At 35.9% G+C, this 17,903-nt stretch carries 19 protein-coding genes and 1 pseudogene; 17 read left to right on the top strand and 3 right to left on the bottom strand.

The window, feature by feature from the left end; all coding sequences use genetic code 11:
• Nucleotides 1–160: 160 nt before the first annotated feature.
• Nucleotides 161–1,300, bottom strand: coding sequence for an EpsG family protein (locus BW951_RS20720; protein WP_076396324.1), 1,140 nt, complete (start codon nt 1,298–1,300; stop codon nt 161–163).
• Complete coding sequence (locus tag BW951_RS20715; RefSeq protein WP_076396322.1) at nt 1,297–2,304, bottom strand: hypothetical protein; 1,008 nt, start codon at nt 2,302–2,304, stop codon at nt 1,297–1,299. The genes BW951_RS20720 and BW951_RS20715 overlap by 4 nt, the downstream gene beginning before the upstream one ends.
• 244 nt (nt 2,305–2,548) lie before the next feature.
• Between BW951_RS20715 and BW951_RS23090 the strand changes: the two genes are divergently transcribed.
• From BW951_RS23090 to BW951_RS20690, 6 genes are all read left to right on the top strand, one after another.
• The gene (locus tag BW951_RS23090) at nt 2,549–3,172 is read left to right on the top strand and encodes an MMPL family transporter (protein WP_228427580.1); all 624 of its coding nucleotides are present in this window, start codon (nt 2,549–2,551) and stop codon (nt 3,170–3,172) included.
• Between the two features lie 24 nt (nt 3,173–3,196).
• Nucleotides 3,197–6,154, top strand: coding sequence for an MMPL family transporter (locus tag BW951_RS20710; RefSeq protein WP_228427581.1), 2,958 nt, complete (start codon nt 3,197–3,199; stop codon nt 6,152–6,154).
• 40 nt (nt 6,155–6,194) lie between these two features.
• Complete coding sequence (locus BW951_RS20705; protein WP_076396320.1) at nt 6,195–7,109, top strand: hypothetical protein; 915 nt, start codon at nt 6,195–6,197, stop codon at nt 7,107–7,109.
• Between the two features lies 1 nt (nt 7,110).
• Nucleotides 7,111–8,250: a dialkylresorcinol biosynthesis protein DarB gene (gene darB, locus BW951_RS20700; protein ID WP_076396318.1), complete on the top strand. Its 1,140-nt coding sequence runs from the start codon at nt 7,111–7,113 to the stop codon at nt 8,248–8,250.
• Entirely contained in the window at nt 8,250–8,681 is a 432-nt protein-coding gene (locus BW951_RS20695) for a hotdog family protein (RefSeq protein ID WP_076396316.1), read from the top strand. The genes darB and BW951_RS20695 overlap by 1 nt, the downstream gene beginning before the upstream one ends.
• Nucleotides 8,682–8,752: 71 nt before the next feature.
• Nucleotides 8,753–9,196, top strand: coding sequence for a hotdog family protein (locus BW951_RS20690; RefSeq protein ID WP_076396314.1), 444 nt, complete (start codon nt 8,753–8,755; stop codon nt 9,194–9,196).
• 56 nt (nt 9,197–9,252) lie between these two features.
• Here BW951_RS20690 and BW951_RS20685 read toward each other — a convergent pair whose 3' ends face one another.
• The gene (locus BW951_RS20685; protein ID WP_076396312.1) at nt 9,253–10,065 is read right to left on the bottom strand and encodes a peptidoglycan-binding protein; all 813 of its coding nucleotides are present in this window, start codon (nt 10,063–10,065) and stop codon (nt 9,253–9,255) included.
• A 214-nt stretch (nt 10,066–10,279) separates the two neighbouring features.
• Between BW951_RS20685 and DarG the strand changes: the two genes are divergently transcribed.
• The 11 genes and pseudogenes from DarG (at nt 10,280) to BW951_RS20630 (ending at nt 17,878) form a co-directional block, all read left to right on the top strand.
• Nucleotides 10,280–10,681 (top strand): flexirubin biosynthesis protein DarG, encoded by a 402-nt coding sequence (gene DarG / locus BW951_RS20680; RefSeq protein ID WP_076396310.1) that lies wholly within the window; start codon nt 10,280–10,282, stop codon nt 10,679–10,681.
• Nucleotides 10,682–10,788: 107 nt separating this feature from the next.
• Nucleotides 10,789–11,784, top strand: a complete 996-nt coding sequence (gene darH, locus BW951_RS20675) for a BtrH-related acyltransferase DarH (RefSeq protein ID WP_076396308.1) — start codon at nt 10,789–10,791, stop codon at nt 11,782–11,784.
• Between the two features lies 1 nt (nt 11,785).
• On the top strand, nt 11,786–12,541 hold the full coding sequence (locus BW951_RS20670; RefSeq protein ID WP_076396306.1) for an ABC transporter ATP-binding protein: 756 nt from the start codon (nt 11,786–11,788) through the stop codon (nt 12,539–12,541).
• Nucleotides 12,528–13,796, top strand: coding sequence for an ABC transporter permease (locus BW951_RS20665; protein ID WP_076396304.1), 1,269 nt, complete (start codon nt 12,528–12,530; stop codon nt 13,794–13,796). Before BW951_RS20670 ends, BW951_RS20665 begins: the two co-directional genes overlap by 14 nt.
• Before the next feature lie 454 nt (nt 13,797–14,250).
• Nucleotides 14,251–14,631 (top strand): annotated as a pseudogene (locus tag BW951_RS20660) (GxxExxY protein).
• A gap of 166 nt (nt 14,632–14,797) precedes the next feature.
• Entirely contained in the window at nt 14,798–15,220 is a 423-nt protein-coding gene (locus BW951_RS20655; protein ID WP_139326228.1) for an acyl-CoA thioesterase, read from the top strand.
• Entirely contained in the window at nt 15,220–16,392 is a 1,173-nt protein-coding gene (locus BW951_RS20650; RefSeq protein ID WP_076396300.1) for a beta-ketoacyl synthase N-terminal-like domain-containing protein, read from the top strand. Before BW951_RS20655 ends, BW951_RS20650 begins: the two co-directional genes overlap by 1 nt.
• A gap of 38 nt (nt 16,393–16,430) precedes the next feature.
• Nucleotides 16,431–16,667, top strand: coding sequence for a hypothetical protein (locus tag BW951_RS20645; RefSeq protein WP_076396298.1), 237 nt, complete (start codon nt 16,431–16,433; stop codon nt 16,665–16,667).
• Nucleotides 16,664–16,948 carry a type II toxin-antitoxin system RelE/ParE family toxin gene (locus tag BW951_RS20640; protein WP_076396296.1) on the top strand — a complete coding sequence of 95 codons (285 nt, stop codon included), beginning with the start codon at nt 16,664–16,666 and terminating at the stop codon, nt 16,946–16,948. Before BW951_RS20645 ends, BW951_RS20640 begins: the two co-directional genes overlap by 4 nt.
• An 18-nt stretch (nt 16,949–16,966) precedes the next feature.
• Nucleotides 16,967–17,506 (top strand): 3-oxoacyl-ACP synthase, encoded by a 540-nt coding sequence (locus BW951_RS20635; RefSeq protein WP_076396294.1) that lies wholly within the window; start codon nt 16,967–16,969, stop codon nt 17,504–17,506.
• A 114-nt stretch (nt 17,507–17,620) separates the two neighbouring features.
• Nucleotides 17,621–17,878, top strand: coding sequence for a phosphopantetheine-binding protein (locus BW951_RS20630; protein ID WP_076396292.1), 258 nt, complete (start codon nt 17,621–17,623; stop codon nt 17,876–17,878).
• Nucleotides 17,879–17,903: the final 25 nt, after the last annotated feature.

The following is a 17,903-nucleotide window of genomic DNA, read 5'->3' as shown; positions in this document are numbered from 1 at the left end:
CACAGGCTAAAAGTATGAGAAGAAAGGTAAGGTGTGATCCGTATGAACTTTTTCAAAAATTGATCACTTGACGAAATATATTGAGTTAGCTATAATTGAAATAACAAAGACAACGCTTTTCAGCATTGTCCCAGTATATTGATAGCATTTTTAAGCTTTTCTACGGTAAAATATGATTCTTATACAAATCCCATGTAAATCTTCCGTTTACGATATTTTTAAAGCTAGAGAATACAACAAAGTTGAAAACAGTAAGGGCGATGATAAAAGAATAGATCATCTTTTTTGTACCTCCCGAAACCACATACATTGCATTAGGAATAATGATGTAGGCAAACCCAATGAATACACCTGCAAGACGCGAAGAGAAGATAGGATTATCCCTGAAAATGAAATAAAAACAAACCCCGATTACAACGTAAGCACGATGGTATTCGTAATAAGGAAATTTTTCTTTCATCTTTTCATCAAAAACAAAAAGGAAAAAGGTAAGAATCGCCATCATCACTTCAGGAATACCGATCGCTCCGTTAAGCCTTTCCACCGTTTCATCTACATAACCGTTAAAACCTATGGAAACGGTACTGTCTGAAGCAATACTCGTCATAAAATCCCCAAAGACACGATACACTTCAAACGGAGACAGGAAAACAGAGGTAATAATCATAAACAGCATTACAAATCTGTTCAGCGGTATTCTTACCAACCAGTACATCGGTATTAGAATATAACAAACCGTGTGTACTCCCGCTGCAAGATAAATACAGAGAAGATAAGCAATCAGCTTCCTCTCTTTAATATATCTCATTCCGAAATAAGCGATAAACGAAGCCAGATTCTGCCTGATCTGTCCGCTTTCCCCGATAAAAAACCCGGGAATGAACATAAAAAGCATAAAAGTAAAAGGATAAAATGTATTATCCTCTGTATATTCTACTTTGAAATAAATTGCGAGAATAGCTATAACCAAGGTGAGAATATAAAAAGGCGCGTTAAAAATATTCAGTAAAATTTTATTGATGAGTACATACAGCCACTCTACTTCGATCGGTTGAGGCCCCTTCATCCCCAAACCTTTCATAATGAGTGAAATGTAATCTTTGGTATCGGAATACACGTAAATCCCACGGTAACTTCCGTAATCCGGACCGACCTGATCGCGAAGTCCTGCAATAATCATGAGATAGATCCCCAAGAACCAAAGCCATTTTTTTTCAACTTTACCATGAAAAACTTCCTGATAACTGAAAATCAGCATATAGACAATTGCAATGATGTAATATGGATGCAGTAAACTCATCTTTCCGGTAAACTATTTTTAAACTGATAAGAAGCCGTCACGATTCCCGTAATCAGCAAAGGCATAAACAATCTGGCTTCCCAGAAAAGCCCCACTAAAGTAATCATTAAAAGATACGGCAGCGCAAAAAACAAATATTTTTTCATCATCATCTTTCCGGTCTCATCAGAAAAACCATAACTGAAATAAACGCCTAAAATTCCGAACAAAAGTCCTGCAAGATTATAAGGACTTGTAAAATTCTTAATTAAATAAATTCCCTCCACAAAAGAAGCTTTCTGCGGAATTACCAGTCTCAAAGCAATATAAGGAAGAATAAACGCAATCACCAGCAAAGAAGTTTCTTTTACGAAAGCGAACTTTCTGTTCTTCAGATTTTCCGGATCAATAAAAACCGCTGCAAAGAAAGCGATATTAAGACAGGCGGTTTCCCGCACAAAAGTCGAAATAAATATAACGATGCTTAATCCCAATAAATCCGTAGGTTTTTTATGCTGTAAATATTTTAGTGTTAAAAACATCCCTAAAACATAGAAAAACAAAGCAATACAATCGCAATTGGTTGGAACATACTGAAGAATAACGATAAAAAACACCGCAATAAGATGAACCATTCTCCTTACTTTTTCGCTGGAAAGAATTTCCACCGGTTTCAGTTCTAAAATTTTATGCAGAACAAGCGAAGTCAGAAGAAAGAAGAAAGCATTGATTAAAAAAGTACTGTGGTAAAACAATGAACCCTGCTTCAAAAGAAAACTTTTTGCAAAAGGAATATAGTTATTCACCACAAAAGTCATTATCTCCGTTACATGAACACTCAGGTAATTCGGGATTACACGATATGCATAGACCGACGAGAACATAAAATCCGGCGCTTTTTCCCAGGATTTAATCCCTATAACGTAAGAAGTCTCAAATCCATAATAGGACATGAAGAAGAGGAGGAAAGGAAAGATTATAATAAATAAAAATCCGTTTATTTTTTCATCAAATAGTTTAAACATATCAAAACCTAAGTTTTAGACTTAGTCAATTTTTGTTTTAAAACAGGCTTCATCAATTGGGAACTTTTGCAAAAGTATATTTTTTTTTCATTTTGTGTAAATATTTTATTGATTTTCAGATAAAACTTATTGATAAAACATTTTGAACTCCCTCTGAAAAATTTAAATTTGCAAACCCGATTTTTATAATGTAATGCATCGTTTTTTCATATTTTTATACTATCTGATCTCTAAAAACAAACTTTTGTCCGTATTTTTTGCGGTCGGAATCGCCGTTTTATGTCTGTTTTTCGCTTCAAGAATCAATTTTGAGGAAGACATTAATCAGATCATTCCAAAAAACGAAAAATCCGATCTTACCGCAAAAGTTCTGAAGCAGCTTAATTTTTCAGACAAGATCATCGTGATTATCGAAAACAGATCCAAGGAAGAAAATTTTCAGCTTTCGGAGACTGCGGATTCTTTTTTACATGAAATTGAGCCTCTGCAAAAATACATCGGTTCGGTTCAGGGGAAAGTAAACGATAATGAAATTTCGGAAACCTTTGATTTCGTCAATCAGAATCTCCCTTTATTCCTCAATGAAAACGATTACAAAGAAATTGAAAGAAAACTCCAGAAAGACAGCATTGCCAAACAGGTTGAAAACAACTACGTTTCTCTGGTTTCGCCCACAAGTCTTGTTACCAAAGAATTCATTAAAAAAGATCCGCTCGGAATTACTTTTCTGGGAATTAAAAAACTCAACGCTTTAAACATCAGCAAAGATTTTAAGCTGGAAGACAACTACATCGTAACCAAAGACGGGAAAAACCTGCTGCTCTTCATCGATCCCAAAAACAAAAGCAACGACACCAAAAACAACTAAGCATTTGTTAATCAGTTAAATACCATCAAAGAAAACCTCAACGCAAAATTCAAAGGAAAAACAGAAATCAGCTATTTTGGTTCGCCTGTCATTGCGGTTGCGAATGCACAACAGATCAAAAAAGACATTCAGAATACGGTTATCATTTCCATGACAGTTCTTCTTTTGATTCTTATCTATTATTTCAGGAATGTTTTTACGCCGATTATTGTATTTCTTCCCACGGTTTTCTCGGTTTTACTCGCTCTTTTGATTTTATACTTCGTTAAAGATAAAATTTCAGCAATTTCTCTGAGCGTTGGAGCCATTTTGATAGGAATCACCATTGATTACGCCCTTCACATTCTGACGCATTACAAACACAACAACAATATTGAAGAACTTTACAAAGAAATTACGCAGCCTATTATTTTAAGCAGCGCAACAACGGCGGTTTCTTTTTTATGCCTTGTTTTTGTACGTTCGGAAGCGTTGAAAGATCTGGGACTTTTCGCTGCCATAACGGTTATTTTGTCTTCCGTTACGGCTTTAATTATCATTCCGCAGCTTTATCATCCGAAGAAAAAAGAAAAAGCAGTCAATGCAAATTTCATCGATAAAATCGGCTCGTATCCGTATGAGAAAAACAAACCTTTAATTATTATCTGTTCGGTTATTATTATTGCGTGTCTTTTCGGTTTCAGGAAAGTAGGTTTTAACGAAGACATCGGCGATCTGAATTATATTCCGAAAGATTTAAAAATAAGCGAAGCAAAACTTCAGAAGTTATCCGACATTACGTCAAAATCCATCTACACGATTTCTTACGGCGATTCCGAAGAACAGGCTTTATCGAGAAATTCTGAACTGAGCCGTTTTTTAGAAAAAGAAAAAAAAGAAGGAAAAATTTTAAGCTACAATTCTCTCGGGAATGTGGTTCTTTCTGAAAAAGATCAGCAGCAAAGAATTGAAAACTGGAAAAAATTCTGGGACGAAAATAAAAAGTATGAGACGGTTTCTGAATTAATTAAAAACGGAAATCAATTCGGATTTAACAGTTCTGCTTTCGATCAGTTCAATGAAAATTTAAATAAAAGCTACTCTACGTTAACTTTAAAAGATTACGAAAAAGTAAAAGCACTCCAGATTTCTGAATTTCTGAGTCAGGAAAACGGATTTTACACAGTTTCCAATGTTGTAAAAGTAGATGAAAAGAAAAGAGATGCATTCATTAAAGACGTTGAAAAAAAGCATGATGCTTTGGCAATCGACCGTCAACAGATGAACGAAAACTTTTTGGGCTTGCTGAAAAATGATTTTAACACGTTAATCAATTATTCCCTTTTAGCCATTATTTTAACCATCATTGTGTTCTTCCGTAATTTTGAATTAACGGTTCTCACGATGTTCCCGATTGTTTTAACGGGAGTGGTTACAGCGGGAATTCTTTACTTTTTAGGTCTGGAACTGAATATTTTCAGCACCGTTGTCTGTACTTTGGTTTTCGGAGTCGGCGACGATTTCAGTATTTTCCTTACACAGGCAATGCAGAAAGAGCACACCACCGGAAAAAACGAGCTTCCTACCTACAGAACATCCATTATTCTGGCGGTTTTCACGACCATTTTATCCATCGGTTCATTAATTTTCGCCAAACATCCTGCTTTACATTCATTAGCTTTGGTTGCTTTAATTGGGATGTTCTCCGTAATCATCATCACCTCAACCTTATATCCGTTCTGGTTCCGTTTGCTGATTACGAACAGGGCTAAAAAAGGACTTTCTCCGGTTACCTTCAGGTTATTTTTCAATGCAGTATTGTCTTTTCTGTATTACGGATTAGGCGGATTGCTTTTTTCTGCCATCGGAAGCATCTTTGTAAAGCGATCAAAAGGCAAAACATTAAACTTTATTAAATTAATTTTAGCGAAGTTTTTAACTTCTGTCCTTTATACGAATCCATTTGTAAAGAAAAAGCTCATTAAAAACCCGAATGAAGATTTCAGCAGACCCGCAGTAATTATTGCCAATCATACTTCGTTTCTGGATACTCTGGCTTTGGCAATGACGACGCATAAGATTATTTATCTGGTAAACGACTGGGTGTACAATTCTCCTGTTTTCGGAAAGATTGTGAGAGCATTAGGATTTTATCCCGTTTCTCAGGGTATTGAAAACGGAATGGAAAAGCTGAGAGAAAAAGTAGATCAGGGTTATTCTCTGGTTGTTTTTCCTGAAGCAGAAAGGTCTTATACCAACGATATCAAAAGATTTCACAAAGGAGCTTTTTATATCGCAGAAGAATTCGGACTGGATGTGGTTCCGGTTTACATTCATGGAAATTCTGAAGTACAGCCGAAAGGAGACTTTATTATCTATGACGGTTCAATTACTGTAAAAGTGGGCGACAGAATTGATAAAAATGATGAACGCTTCGGGAAAAATTATTCCGAAAGAACAAAAAAGATCAATGCTTTTTTCAGGGAACAGTTTGCGAAGTTCCGAAGTGAGCTGGAAGATGAAAATTACTTTAAGAAAAAACTATTCCTGAGTTATTTATATAAAGATAATGAAGTAGTAAAGGAAGTAAAAGAAGATTTTAACAAAAACAAATCGGTTTATTTTGAGCTGAATAAACACCTTCCGAAAGATGCAAACATCCTGCATATTGCAGATGATTTCGGACAGAAAGACGTTTTACTTACACTTCAGCAGGCGAGTCGAAAAATCTTCAGCTTAATGAAAGATGAAGAAAAAAGACAAATCGCCGAACAGATTTATTTGGTAAAAAGAAGGAAAATTAAATACATAAAAAACAGTACGGAAATTGATAAAAAGATAGATATTCTTCTGGTTTCGGATAAAAACTTCAAAGCAGACCGAATGGAAAATCTTCCTGAAACCATCATTTTTATGAATGTGGAAAATACGTTACCGGAAAATAATAATTATACACTGAAATTCAGCTCAGAAGCTTTAAAAGTATTTCGTTCTGAAAAATAAATATGAAAAGCATATTTTTGTAAACGATTAAGGAGAACCCATGCAAAAAGATATACTCGTTATATATTATTCACAAACCGGACAGCTTACCGATATTGTAAAAAATATTGCCCATCCTTTTGAAGCCAAAAAGGAAGAGTACCGTGTAACGTATTACAACATTACGCTGAAAAAAGACTTCCCTTTTCCGTGGCCGAATGATGTATTCTTCAACACCTTTCCGGAATCTTATCTTCAGATCCCGAGTGAAATTCTGCCGCCGCCGGAAGAAGTGGTTAACAAAAAGTTTGATTTGATTATCTTTGGTTATCAGGTTTGGTATTTAACACCCTCCATCCCGATCATTTCTTTCCTGAAAAGTGGTTTTGCAGAAAATATCTTAAAAGGCACTCCGGTTGTTACCGTTTCGGCGACAAGAAATATGTGGATGCTTTCTCAGGAAAAACTGAAAGTATATTTAAAGAATTTAAACGCCAAATTGGTAGGAAATATCGCTTTGGTAGACCGACACGACAATTACACCAGTGTTCTTACGATTCTTCGCTGGCTGACTACCGGAAAAAAAGAAAAATCGGGAATTCTTCCTGCCGCCGGAGTTTCGGAGGAAGAAATAAAAGGCTCTGTAAAATACGGGGAAATTATTGAAAAACATTTCAGCAATAATGATCTTGATACTTTACAGCCTGATCTGGTGAGAAACGGAGCGGTGGAAATCCGCGCTTTTCTGGTAAGGGTAGAGAAAGTGGGAAACAAAATTTTCACCATCTGGTCAAACCTCATCATGAAGAAAAAAGAAAAACGACCATTGCTTATTAAATTCTTTAAGGTATATTTGATGGCTGCGATATGGATCATTTCACCTATCGTATTGGTTTTACACTTATTAACAACACCTGTTTTCTGGTTTAAAAGAAAGAAACAAAGAGAATATTTACAAGGAATTAATTTAAAATAGAATGTACGACGTATTTATAACAAAAGCATCAAAATACCTACCCAATGAGCCGGTTTCTAATGATGAAATGGAAACGTATCTTGGTTATATAAACGGTGCAAAATCTAAAGCGAAAGCTCTTATTTTAAGAAATAACAAAATTACGACAAGATACTACGCGTTAGATAAAGAAGGAAATCCTACACATACCAATGCCCAGATTACGGCAAAAGCCATTGAAGGACTTTTTGATGAAAACTTCAAAAAGGAAGACATGAAACTATTGTCTGTGGGAACTACTTCTCCGGATCAGATCCAGCCTTCTCACGCATCCATGGTGCACGGTGAACTGAACATTGGGAAATCTATTGAAATAAATACCGCAACAGGACTTTGTAACTCGGGAATGAATGCCCTGAATTACGGATTTCTTTCTGTAAAAGCAGGAGTTCAGGATCAGGCAGTCTGCGCCGGTTCCGAGAGAATGTCTGCATGGATGACGGCGGATAAATTCAACCACGAAGCAGAAAATCTGGTTTTGCTGGAAGAAAGACCCATCATTGCTTTCAAAAGAGAATTTTTAAGATGGATGCTTTCCGACGGAGCAGGCGCTTTTTTACTTGAAAACAAACCAAGAGAAAACGCTACGAATCTTAAAGTAGAATGGATTGATTTCTATTCTTACGCACACGAGATCGAAGCCTGTATGTACGCAGGATGCGAAAAGCAGGAAGACGGAAGCCTGAAATCATGGGCAGATTATCCGTCCGACGAATGGCTGAAACAGTCTATTTTTGCATTAAAACAGGACACAAAAATTTTAGATAAATATATTCTGGTAAAAGGTGCCGAAAGTTTAAGATCATCCTTCGACAAACATCAGCTTGATCCGGAAACCGTTGATCATGTTTTGGCACATATTTCTTCAGGATACTTCAAAGAAGGTCTTAAAGAAGAATTTGCCAACGTAGGTTTGGATTTCCCTTGGGAAAAATGGTTCTACAACCTTTCAGATATCGGAAACATCGGTGCAGGTTCTATTTTTGTAGCTTTGGAAGAAATAATGAATTCCGGAAAGCTGAAAAAAGGAGAAAAAGTACTTCTTTGTGTTCCTGAAAGCGGAAGATTTGCTTATTCCTGTGCTTTGTTAACGGTTTGCTAATGGAAAACAGACTACCGACATCCGATCAGAACTTTGTGGAAAGCTTAATTCCGCAGCGATTTCCTTTCGTCATGGTGAACAGCATTTCAGAATATTCCGAAAGTCACCTGATTTCAGGTTTTGAAATTAAAGAAGACAATATTTTTGTTCAGAACGGCATTTTTCAGGCCTCGGGAATGATCGAGCATCAGGCGCAAAGTGTTGCTTTGCACACAGGCTATCAATTTTATCTGCTGGGAAAAGAAGCTCCGACAGGTTATATTGGTGCCATTAAAACCTTTGAAGCTACAACATTACCAAAATTGGGAGATACATTAACTTCAAAAGTTTCTATCATCAATGAAATGATGGGCGTAACTTTAGTAGATATCGTAACAAAACTGAACGGTGAGGTTATTGCAAAATCTCAGATGAAAACTGTTGTCATGTAAATTATTAAATATTTGAATTAAAATTTGCGCTTTTTGCGATAAAAAATAATTCAGAAACAATAGAAAATGTAATGGAAATCAAGGAAGAAAACATCATCAATATCCACAACTTTCTCCCGCATCGCGAACCGATGTTAATGACGGACTATATTTTGGAATTGACTAAAGAAAAAGTAATTACTTCCTTCGAAATAAAAGAAGACAACATTTTTGTTCACAATAATGAATTCGTTGAAGCAGGACTAATTGAAAATGCAGCACAAACCTGCTCGTCAATTTTAGGACAGAGCTTTTTTGAAAATCCGGAAGCAGAAACAAAAGTTATAGGCTTCATTACCAACATCAAGAAAATTGAGATATTTACCTTGCCCAAAGTCGGCGACAAAATTATCTCAAAAGCCTCATTGATTTCGCAGTTTGAAAACATCTGTCATATTTTTTGTGAGACTTTTCATAACGAAGAACTGCTCATAAGAAGTGAAATTAATTTATTCATTCAGGAAGTGAAATCATAAATAAACAAAGAAGCTGCTCCAAAAGATCAGCTTCTTTGTTTTAATCCCTCTTTTGATTAATCAATTCTAATGATATCCAGTTTAGATTTCATAAAATTTCTGGTTCTCCGCAATACGCCATAGCCGTTTTCGCTTCCGTCTGCATTGGTATTTCCTTCAATGGTTTCAAAAACATCTCCGCTGCTTTCAATAACAATCCCTGTATGAGTCCAGTCTCGGCTGTTTGCACTGCTCTGCAAAAGAAAAATATCGCCCGGCTGAACATGGTATTCATGACTCCTCACCAAAGTATAGCCAATAAAATTGCCTCTGCGCTGTGCTTCTCCAGCCACCGTATCGCAACTGAAGCTTCTTTTTACAATATTGGTAAAATTACCTCCTATCTGACTTATTGCCTGATCTAGAACGGTCTGCACAAATCCCATACACCAAAGCTGATCCCTTCCTTCACTACCATCCATATAAGCTCTCACCCATGGACCTCTGTTTCCTTCCCCTTTTATGGTAAGTTCTCTTGCTCCGGCAATCAGGTGCTGTTTTGCGGCATTCACCATCAATTCCCTTAATCCTGTTCCCGCAACACGCTGGGTAAAAGCTTTAATCATAGGATCTGCCATTCTCCGGAAAAGCTCTTGGGTTACAATACCATCTTCAGGAAGCCCGTTTGCTTTTTGGTAATTCTTCACCGCTTTTTCTGTAGCCGGTCCGAAGTCACCATCAATCCCTGTTGAAGTTCCCTTTGAAGAATTTAAAAAAGCATAAAGGTTAAGCCAGCTTTGTATTTTCGATACTTCTTTGGAGGAATTCGCAGCTCCTCTTGACTGTACTCCTGAAATCTCGATTTCTCTTTGGAAATAATTTTTAATCATGATAAAAAGAATTTATGGTTATTAATTTTATTTAAAGATCATAACAAATGTAAATTCAAAAACAACACTCGGAAATAACCATTTTGGGTACTATTTTTCAAAAGAAAAAACCAGACATCCTTCTTAAAAACATCCGAAAACACAATAATACGATGTTGCACATTTTTATTATCTTAGCGAACTCATTCAAACCATCTTTCAATATTAATTTCAGATGAAAAAACAAGACCTTCCACAAGACGAAAGCAACTTAAAGTCAGCCAATATGACTGAGGTTTTGTATGTTACAGATGAAAACAACAACTACACGACCGCAAACAGCACTGGCTGGGAAGCAAAAAAAGCAGCTTTGGACGAATCTTTGGCATTAATTAATGAAAGAATTGAAGAAGCAAGACAAAATGTTGCCAACAATACAGCAAGCCCGATTGTCTATTTCATGGAGCTGAATAAAATGGATCTGCAGGTTCTCGCAGCGTATGTAGGAATGTGGCAGTGGCGCGTGAAAAGACACGGCAAACCAAAAATATTTAAAACACTAAGCGATTCTGTACTGAAAAAATATGCCGATGCTTTCGGTATTTCGGTGGATGAACTAAAAAACTTCAAGGGTTAAATAATTCGTTTAAAGTAGAGAGCTACTCAGCTTGTCATTCTGATAAAGGAAGAATCTCTACAGTATAAAACATACATTATTTCCCGCGATAAAAAGAGAAGAGACGAATGGAACTTAATTTTGAACATCACCAGACTGCACATTGCGAAAACGGTGTTGCCTCCAATTTATTATTGAATAAAGGACTGAAGCTCAGCGAGCCTATGATCTTCGGAATCGGTTCCGGATTATTCTTTGTGTATTTACCTTTCCTGAAAGTTAATTTTGCACCGGGTTTCAGCTATCGTCCGATGCCGGGAGCCATTTTCAGCAAAGCCGCAAAAAGACTGGGAATTAAAATCAAAAGAGAAAAATTTTCCAATCCTGCCGAAGCACAAAAAGCATTAGAAAGAAACCTCAACAATAATATTCCGACAGGTTTGCAGGTCGGCGTTTTTAACCTTACTTATTTTCCCGAAGAATATAAATTCCATTTTAACGCTCACAATCTCGTGGTTTACGGAAAAGAAGACGGAAAATTCCTAATCAGCGATCCGGTGATGGATTACACCACAACCCTTACTGAAGCCGAGCTGGAAAAAGTGAGATATGCCAAAGGAGCACTTCCGCCGAAAGGTCATATGTACTACCCTACCCACATTCCGGATCATGTAAATCTGGAAGAGGCGATCAAAAAAGGAATAAAAGATACCTGTAAAAATATGCTGGCTCCCGTTCCAATCATTGGTGTAAAAGCTATGAGATGGGTAGCAAAAAGCATCCCGAAATGGGCTGCCAAAAAAGGTACAAAAACCACCAATCATTATCTGGGACAACTGATCAGAATGCAGGAAGAAATCGGAACCGGCGGTGGCGGATTCAGATTTATTTATGGTGCATTTTTGCAGGAAGCCTCTGTTATTCTTAAAAATGACGAATTACGGGAACTTTCCAAAGAAATCACAGCGATCGGTGATCTTTGGAGAGATTTTGCGGTGGATATTGCAAGAGTGTACAAAAACAGGAACTCCAAAAGCGATATTTATAACCAATTATCAAAATCAATGCTTCACATTGCCGATCTGGAAGAAGCTTTTTATAAAAAACTGAGAAAAGCAATATAACGTGGAACATTTCATAGAAATAAAAAATCTCTACAAAAAATATAAAAATGCAGAAGACTTTTCTGTAAACGATATTTCGCTGAGTATTGCCAAAAACGAAATCTACGGAATTCTCGGACCTAACGGAGCCGGAAAGACAACTTTGATTTCCATGCTTTCCGGATTGATAAAACCGACTTCCGGACATTTTACAATTGACGGACTTTCGCCCCAGAAAAACGGTTTCAGACTGAGACAAATCATCGGGATTGTTCCGCAGGAATATGCTTTGTACCCTACTTTAACGGCAAGAGAAAATTTAATGTTTTTCGGAAGCCTTTACGGGTTGAGTCACAAAAATTTAAAGAATTCGATCACTGAATCTCTGGAAATCATGGGTTTGTCGAAATTTGCAGACAAAAAAGTTGAACAGTTTTCCGGAGGAATGAAGCGCCGCTGTAATCTGATTGCAGGAACCCTTCACAACCCGAAAGTTTTATTTCTGGATGAACCTACTGTTGGTGTGGATGTTCAGTCTAAAAAAGCGATTATCGATTATCTTTTGGATTTAAATAAAAAAGGAACGTGCATCATCTACACTTCCCATCACCTTTCGGAAGCGGAAGAATTCTGTACCAAAATTGCCATCATCGATCATGGGAAAATCCATGCTGTCGGAACACCTGAAGAATTAATCAGTAAGGTTTCCAATGCAGAAAATTTAGAAGACGTTTTTATATCATTAACCGGAAAAGAATTACGAGATGTTGTTGTATAAATTGTGGCGGAGTTTCATCAAGGAGATTCTTTTGCTGAAAAGAGATATCGGAGGAATTGTCATCATTTTTGTGATGCCTTTGCTGTTGATTATCACCATTACTTTAATTCAGGATTCTACCTTTAAAAATCTGGAAGGCACAAAAATTCCGATTATTTTTATTGATAACGACAAATCTGAGATTTCACAAAACATCAAAAAAGAGTTCGAAAATGGTAAAACCTTCGAGCTTCTTACCAATTTCACCGAAGAATCTGCCGAAAAAGCAGTTTTCGGAGGAGATTATCAGATGGCGATTGTTATTCCGAAAAATTTAACGAAGAACATCAATTCCAATGTAGAATCTAAAGTTCAGGCAATCGTCAGTTCATTTGGACTTGAAAATGACTCGACATCTGTGAAGGAAAGTCCCGTTAAATCTGATGATATTCATCTGTATTTTGATCCGGCAACCAATATCGGGTTCAAAAACAATGTGATGACCGCTGTGAACAAAATGGTTTTTGAAATTGAGAACAAAAAGATCTACAAAGCCTTTCAGGATCAGTTGGGAACTACGGAAGATCTCGGAAAAACTAAAAATTTAATCAGCTTTAAAGAAATCACTCCGAAAAAAGGCAAAACAGACATCATGCCGAATTCCGTTCAGCATAATGTTCCGGCTTGGGCGCTGTTTGCGATATTTTTCATTGTCGTTCCTTTGTCTATTAACCTTGTGAAAGAAAAAAGCCAGGGAACAAGCGTAAGAGCAAGAATCAGCCCGACTCCCTATTTCGTTCATATTTTAGGAAAAACATTTACGTATCTCATCATCTGTGTCATCCAGTTTTTACTGATGGTTGCGGTGGGAATTTATCTTTTCCCTTATATGGATCTTCCGCAATTTGACGTTACCGGAAAAATGTTTCCGCTTATTGTCGTGACCATTTTTGCAGGTTTGGCAGCCATCGGATTTGGCGTACTTTTAGGAACGGTTGCCAATACGCAGGAACAGTCGGCTCCGTTTGGTGCGACTTCTGTGGTGGTTTTGGCTGCAATCGGAGGAATCTGGGTTCCCGTATTTTTAATGCCTGAATTTATGCAGACCATCGCCAAATTTTCTCCTATGAATTGGGGATTGAATGCTTATTATGATATTATTTTGAGAAACAGCGGAATCGGAGGAATTGCGAGAGAAATCATTTTCCTGTTTTTATTTTATATAGCAATGGTCGCTATTTCATTATTTTATGAAAGAAAACAAAATGCTGTTTAGGATTAACCACTAAGAGCACAAAGTTTTTCACAAAGGGCTCAAGCATTTATTTTGTGTCCCTTGTGGAACATATTGTGACCTTTGTGGTAAAAATAATTATAAAACACAAATGATATGAATGAAAATGAGATTTTTTTTATTTTATGTAGCCATGGTCGCTATTTCATTATTTTATGAAAGAAAACAAAATGCTGTTTAGGATTAACCACTAAGAGCTCAAAGTTTTTCACAAAGAGCTCAAGCATTTATTTTGTGTCCCTTGTGGAAACTATTGTGACCTTTGTGGTAAAATAATTATAAAACACAAAATGATATGAATGAAAACAACATGCTGTTTGAGGTTTACCAATAATAGCTCAAAGTTTTTCACAAAGAGCTCAAGCATTTATTTTATGTCCCTTGTGGAACCTATTGTGACCTTTGTGGTAAAAATAATTATAAAACACAAAATGATATGAATGAAAATGAAGTTTCAAAAGTTATCTTTGATGCAGGATTAAAAGTTCATCGCCAACTTGGAGCCGGACTTTTAGAAAGCGCATACGAAGAATGTCTGTACTATGAGTTACAGAAATCTGGATTACTGATAGAAAAACAGAAACCAATGCCATTAATTTATGATGACATAAAACTTGACATTGGCTATAGGATTGATTTATTGGTTGAGAGAAAAGTTGTTGTTGAAATAAAATCCGTAGAATCATTAAATGAAATTCATATTGCTCAAGTTTGAACGTATTTAAAATTAAGCAATTGTAAATTGGGTTTATTGATTAATTTTAACTCAGTTTTATTTAAAAATGGGGTTAAAAGATTAATCAACGGAACGATATAAAATTTAGAATATTCATTGTGAACATTGTGTATAACTTTGTGAACTTAGGGGTTTATTCACCACGAAAAACACAAGTTTTTTAACACAGAAAAAGAAAATGTGAAAAATTTATTTTGTGAACCTTGTGAAAACCTTTGTGCCCTTTGTGGTAAAAAAAGAAAACAAAATGCAGTCTAAAGAAAATTTAACTTGTACGGAACAAGTCCGCGTAAGATTCAACGAAACAGATCCGTTGGGAATTGTGTGGCACGGACATTATATCGTTTATTTTGAAGACGGAAGAGAAGCTTTTGGAAGACAGCATGGTTTAACGTATCTTGATATTCAGAAAGCGGGATTTGTAACGCCGATTGTAAAAAGCACCTGCGAACATTTTCTTCCTTTGAAATATGGTGAAACCTTCAGAATTGTAACGACTTTCGTCAATTCAAATTCTGCGAAATTGATCTATAAATACGAGCTTTTTAACGAAGAAGATAAATTGGTCTGTTCAGGTGAAACCATTCAGGTTTTTCTGGATTCTGATAACAATTTATGCTTGTATAATCCTGAGTTTTTTCAGGCATGGAAAGATAAAATGGGACTCTGATGAAGAAAGAAGTTTATATTACAGATTATAACTGCGTCACACCTTTGGGGTTTGATGTTTCTTCAAACTGGAATGCTCTTGTTGAAGGAAAATCCGGCGTAGGTTTACATAAAATCATTGAAAATCAGGAGCCTTTTTATGCTTCGATGATTGATTCTGAAAAACTGGACGAAGAATTCAATAGATTCTTCGACTCCCCTCAGAAATCGGAGATTCGGCGTTTAGCCAATGACAACGTGAGCTTCACAAGACTTGAAAAGATGTTTTTGCTGAGTTTAAAACCATTGGTTGAAAGACATAATATTACAGAAGAAACTGCTTTTATCTTATCAACAACCAAAGGAAATATCAGTTTACTTAAAAATAAAAAGACTTTGCCTGAAGAGGTTTTTCTATCAAATTTAGCTCAGAAAATCGCTGATTTTTTCGGATTTCAAACAAAACCGATTGTGGTTTCTAACGCCTGTGTTTCGGGAGTAATGGCAATTGGTGTCGCTAAGAATATGATTCTGGCAGGAAAATATAAAGATGCTTTTGTTGTTGCCGGAGACGAAATTTCAGAATTTGTGATTTCAGGTTTCAATTCTTTTCAGGCAATCGGAACCGAGATTTGTAAGCCTTACGATAAAAACCGTGACGGAATCAATATCGGCGAAGCGGCAGCAGCGGTTTACATCACTTCAATACGAGATAAAAACGAAAAATTTAGTTTTAAAATTTTAGGAGACTCCGCTATTAACGATGCGAACCATATTTCCGGACCTTCGAGAACGGGAGACGGATTATTTGCAAGCATCAACAACGCAATGACAGAAGCTCAGGTTTCAGCAGAAAAAATAGACTTTATCTCCGCACACGGAACGGCAACCATTTATAATGACGAAATGGAAGCGATCGCTTTTAACAGAATGAATTTACAAAACATTCCTTTACATAGTTTAAAAGCGTATTATGGACACTGTTTGGGCGCATCGGGATTGCTGGAAAGTATCATTTCCATGGAAAGTGCCTTGAATAAAACATTAATTCCATCTAAAAACTTTAAAGAAACAGGAACCTCCCAATCTTTGAATATTATCAAAGAAAACCAATCCGCAGAAATTAAATATATTCTGAAAACAGCTTCCGGTTTTGGCGGATGTAATGCCGCGATTGTTTTGGAAAAATGCTGAAAATAATTTTGTAATTTTATAAAATTAAAGTTTTAAAAATGGACTCCACCGTAGACATCAGAAAACGAATTCACGATTTCATCGATATTGCCGATGAAAGAATTTTACGCATTTTCAAAGGAATTATTGATGCTGAAGAAGAGGAAAATAATTATTCTGTTCCAGACTCACACTACGATGTAATAAATGAAAGAAGAGAAAAATATATAAAAGGGGAAAGCAAATCTTACACTTGGGAGGAAGTTCAGGAAAAAGCTAAATCTGCTTTAAAATGATTTATGAATTAATTATACAGGAAGAAGCAAGTTTAGAAATTCTTGAAGCCTATATTTATTATGAAAATGCACAAAAAGGCTTAGGCGAAAAATTCATGAAGCAACTAAACAAATACTTTGTTAGAATTCAAGACCACCCAAAACATTTCGAGATAAAAAAAAATTACAGAGAAGCATTTGTACAGAAATTTCCTTACCTCATAATTTTTGATATTATTGATAACAAAATCATTATACTATCTGTTTTCAACACCCATCAAAATCCAACAAAAAAGCCCTAATCTTTTTGAAACTTACTCATGAAGAAAACAGACATCTGCACCATAGAAAATTCAAAAATAGTTCTCAACAACGAGGTTATTTTTGAAACCCCCACTGAAAACTTCTCAGACTTTGCGAAAGAAGCTTATAAAAGTTTAGCGCTGAATTATCCGAAATTTCATAAAATGGATCATTTAAGCAAACTCGCTTTTCTTGCCTCTGAAATTATTCTCAAGGATGAAGACCAAAGCAGAACTGCATTGGTTTTTGCAAACAGATCATCAAGCTTAGATACCGATTTTAAATATCAGGAAAGCATCAATTCTCAGGAAAATTACTTTCCGAGTCCCGCGGTTTTTGTGTATACTTTACCGAATATCTGCGTAGGTGAAATCAGCATCAGACACAAAATGCAGACCGAAAATGCGTTTTTTGTTTTGGATGAATTGGATGAAGAATTTTTAAACAATTATTCAGCACAGCTTTTACAGTCCGGAAAGGCAGATAAAGTATTGTGTGGCTGGGTAGAACTATATCAGGAAAGTTACAAAGCTTTTGTATATTTGCTGACATTATAAATTTGATAATTTGAAAATGTGCTGATTTGAAAATGTAAAATCATGTCAATAAAGCATAACAATTAGTTAATACATTTTCAAATTGTCTCATTAACATATTTTCAAATTAATTTTATGGAAAACTTAAGAGAAGAATTAAAACACAAAATCATCGAAGTTCTTAATTTAGAAGACGTTGCAGTAGAAGAAATCAAAGATACAGATCCTTTATTTGGAGGAGGTCTTGGTTTGGATTCTATTGATGCTCTGGAGCTGATCGTTCTTTTGGATAAAGAATACGGAATAAAATTAGCCGATCCGAAAAAAGGAAAGGAGATTTTTACGTCCATCGAAACCATGGCAAAATTCATCGAAGAAAACAGAACAAAATAATTCAATCTAACAATGTATCAATTTA

The organism is Chryseobacterium gambrini (assembly GCF_900156825.1).
Lineage (GTDB): Bacteria > Bacteroidota > Bacteroidia > Flavobacteriales > Weeksellaceae > Chryseobacterium > Chryseobacterium gambrini.
Note: the sequence above shows the minus strand (reverse complement) of the source record. Positions and strands in the feature narration are given on the sequence as shown.

Excerpts from the sequence above, each read along its gene's own strand:
- BW951_RS20720 (WP_076396324.1), bottom strand. The coding sequence starts at position 1,300 with ATGAGTTTACTGCATCCATATTACATCATTGCAATTGTCTATATGCTG.
- BW951_RS20715 (WP_076396322.1), bottom strand. The coding sequence starts at position 2,304 with ATGTTTAAACTATTTGATGAAAAAATAAACGGATTTTTATTTATTATA.
- BW951_RS20705 (WP_076396320.1), top strand. The coding sequence starts at position 6,195 with ATGCAAAAAGATATACTCGTTATATATTATTCACAAACCGGACAGCTT.
- darB (WP_076396318.1), top strand. The coding sequence starts at position 7,111 with ATGTACGACGTATTTATAACAAAAGCATCAAAATACCTACCCAATGAG.
- BW951_RS20695 (WP_076396316.1), top strand. The coding sequence starts at position 8,250 with ATGGAAAACAGACTACCGACATCCGATCAGAACTTTGTGGAAAGCTTA.
- BW951_RS20690 (WP_076396314.1), top strand. The coding sequence starts at position 8,753 with ATGGAAATCAAGGAAGAAAACATCATCAATATCCACAACTTTCTCCCG.
- BW951_RS20685 (WP_076396312.1), bottom strand. The coding sequence starts at position 10,065 with ATGATTAAAAATTATTTCCAAAGAGAAATCGAGATTTCAGGAGTACAG.
- DarG (WP_076396310.1), top strand. The coding sequence starts at position 10,280 with ATGAAAAAACAAGACCTTCCACAAGACGAAAGCAACTTAAAGTCAGCC.
- darH (WP_076396308.1), top strand. The coding sequence starts at position 10,789 with ATGGAACTTAATTTTGAACATCACCAGACTGCACATTGCGAAAACGGT.
- BW951_RS20665 (WP_076396304.1), top strand. The coding sequence starts at position 12,528 with ATGTTGTTGTATAAATTGTGGCGGAGTTTCATCAAGGAGATTCTTTTG.
- BW951_RS20655 (WP_139326228.1), top strand. The coding sequence starts at position 14,798 with ATGCAGTCTAAAGAAAATTTAACTTGTACGGAACAAGTCCGCGTAAGA.
- BW951_RS20650 (WP_076396300.1), top strand. The coding sequence starts at position 15,220 with ATGAAGAAAGAAGTTTATATTACAGATTATAACTGCGTCACACCTTTG.
- BW951_RS20645 (WP_076396298.1), top strand. The coding sequence starts at position 16,431 with ATGGACTCCACCGTAGACATCAGAAAACGAATTCACGATTTCATCGAT.
- BW951_RS20640 (WP_076396296.1), top strand. The coding sequence starts at position 16,664 with ATGATTTATGAATTAATTATACAGGAAGAAGCAAGTTTAGAAATTCTT.
- BW951_RS20635 (WP_076396294.1), top strand. The coding sequence starts at position 16,967 with ATGAAGAAAACAGACATCTGCACCATAGAAAATTCAAAAATAGTTCTC.
- BW951_RS20630 (WP_076396292.1), top strand. The coding sequence starts at position 17,621 with ATGGAAAACTTAAGAGAAGAATTAAAACACAAAATCATCGAAGTTCTT.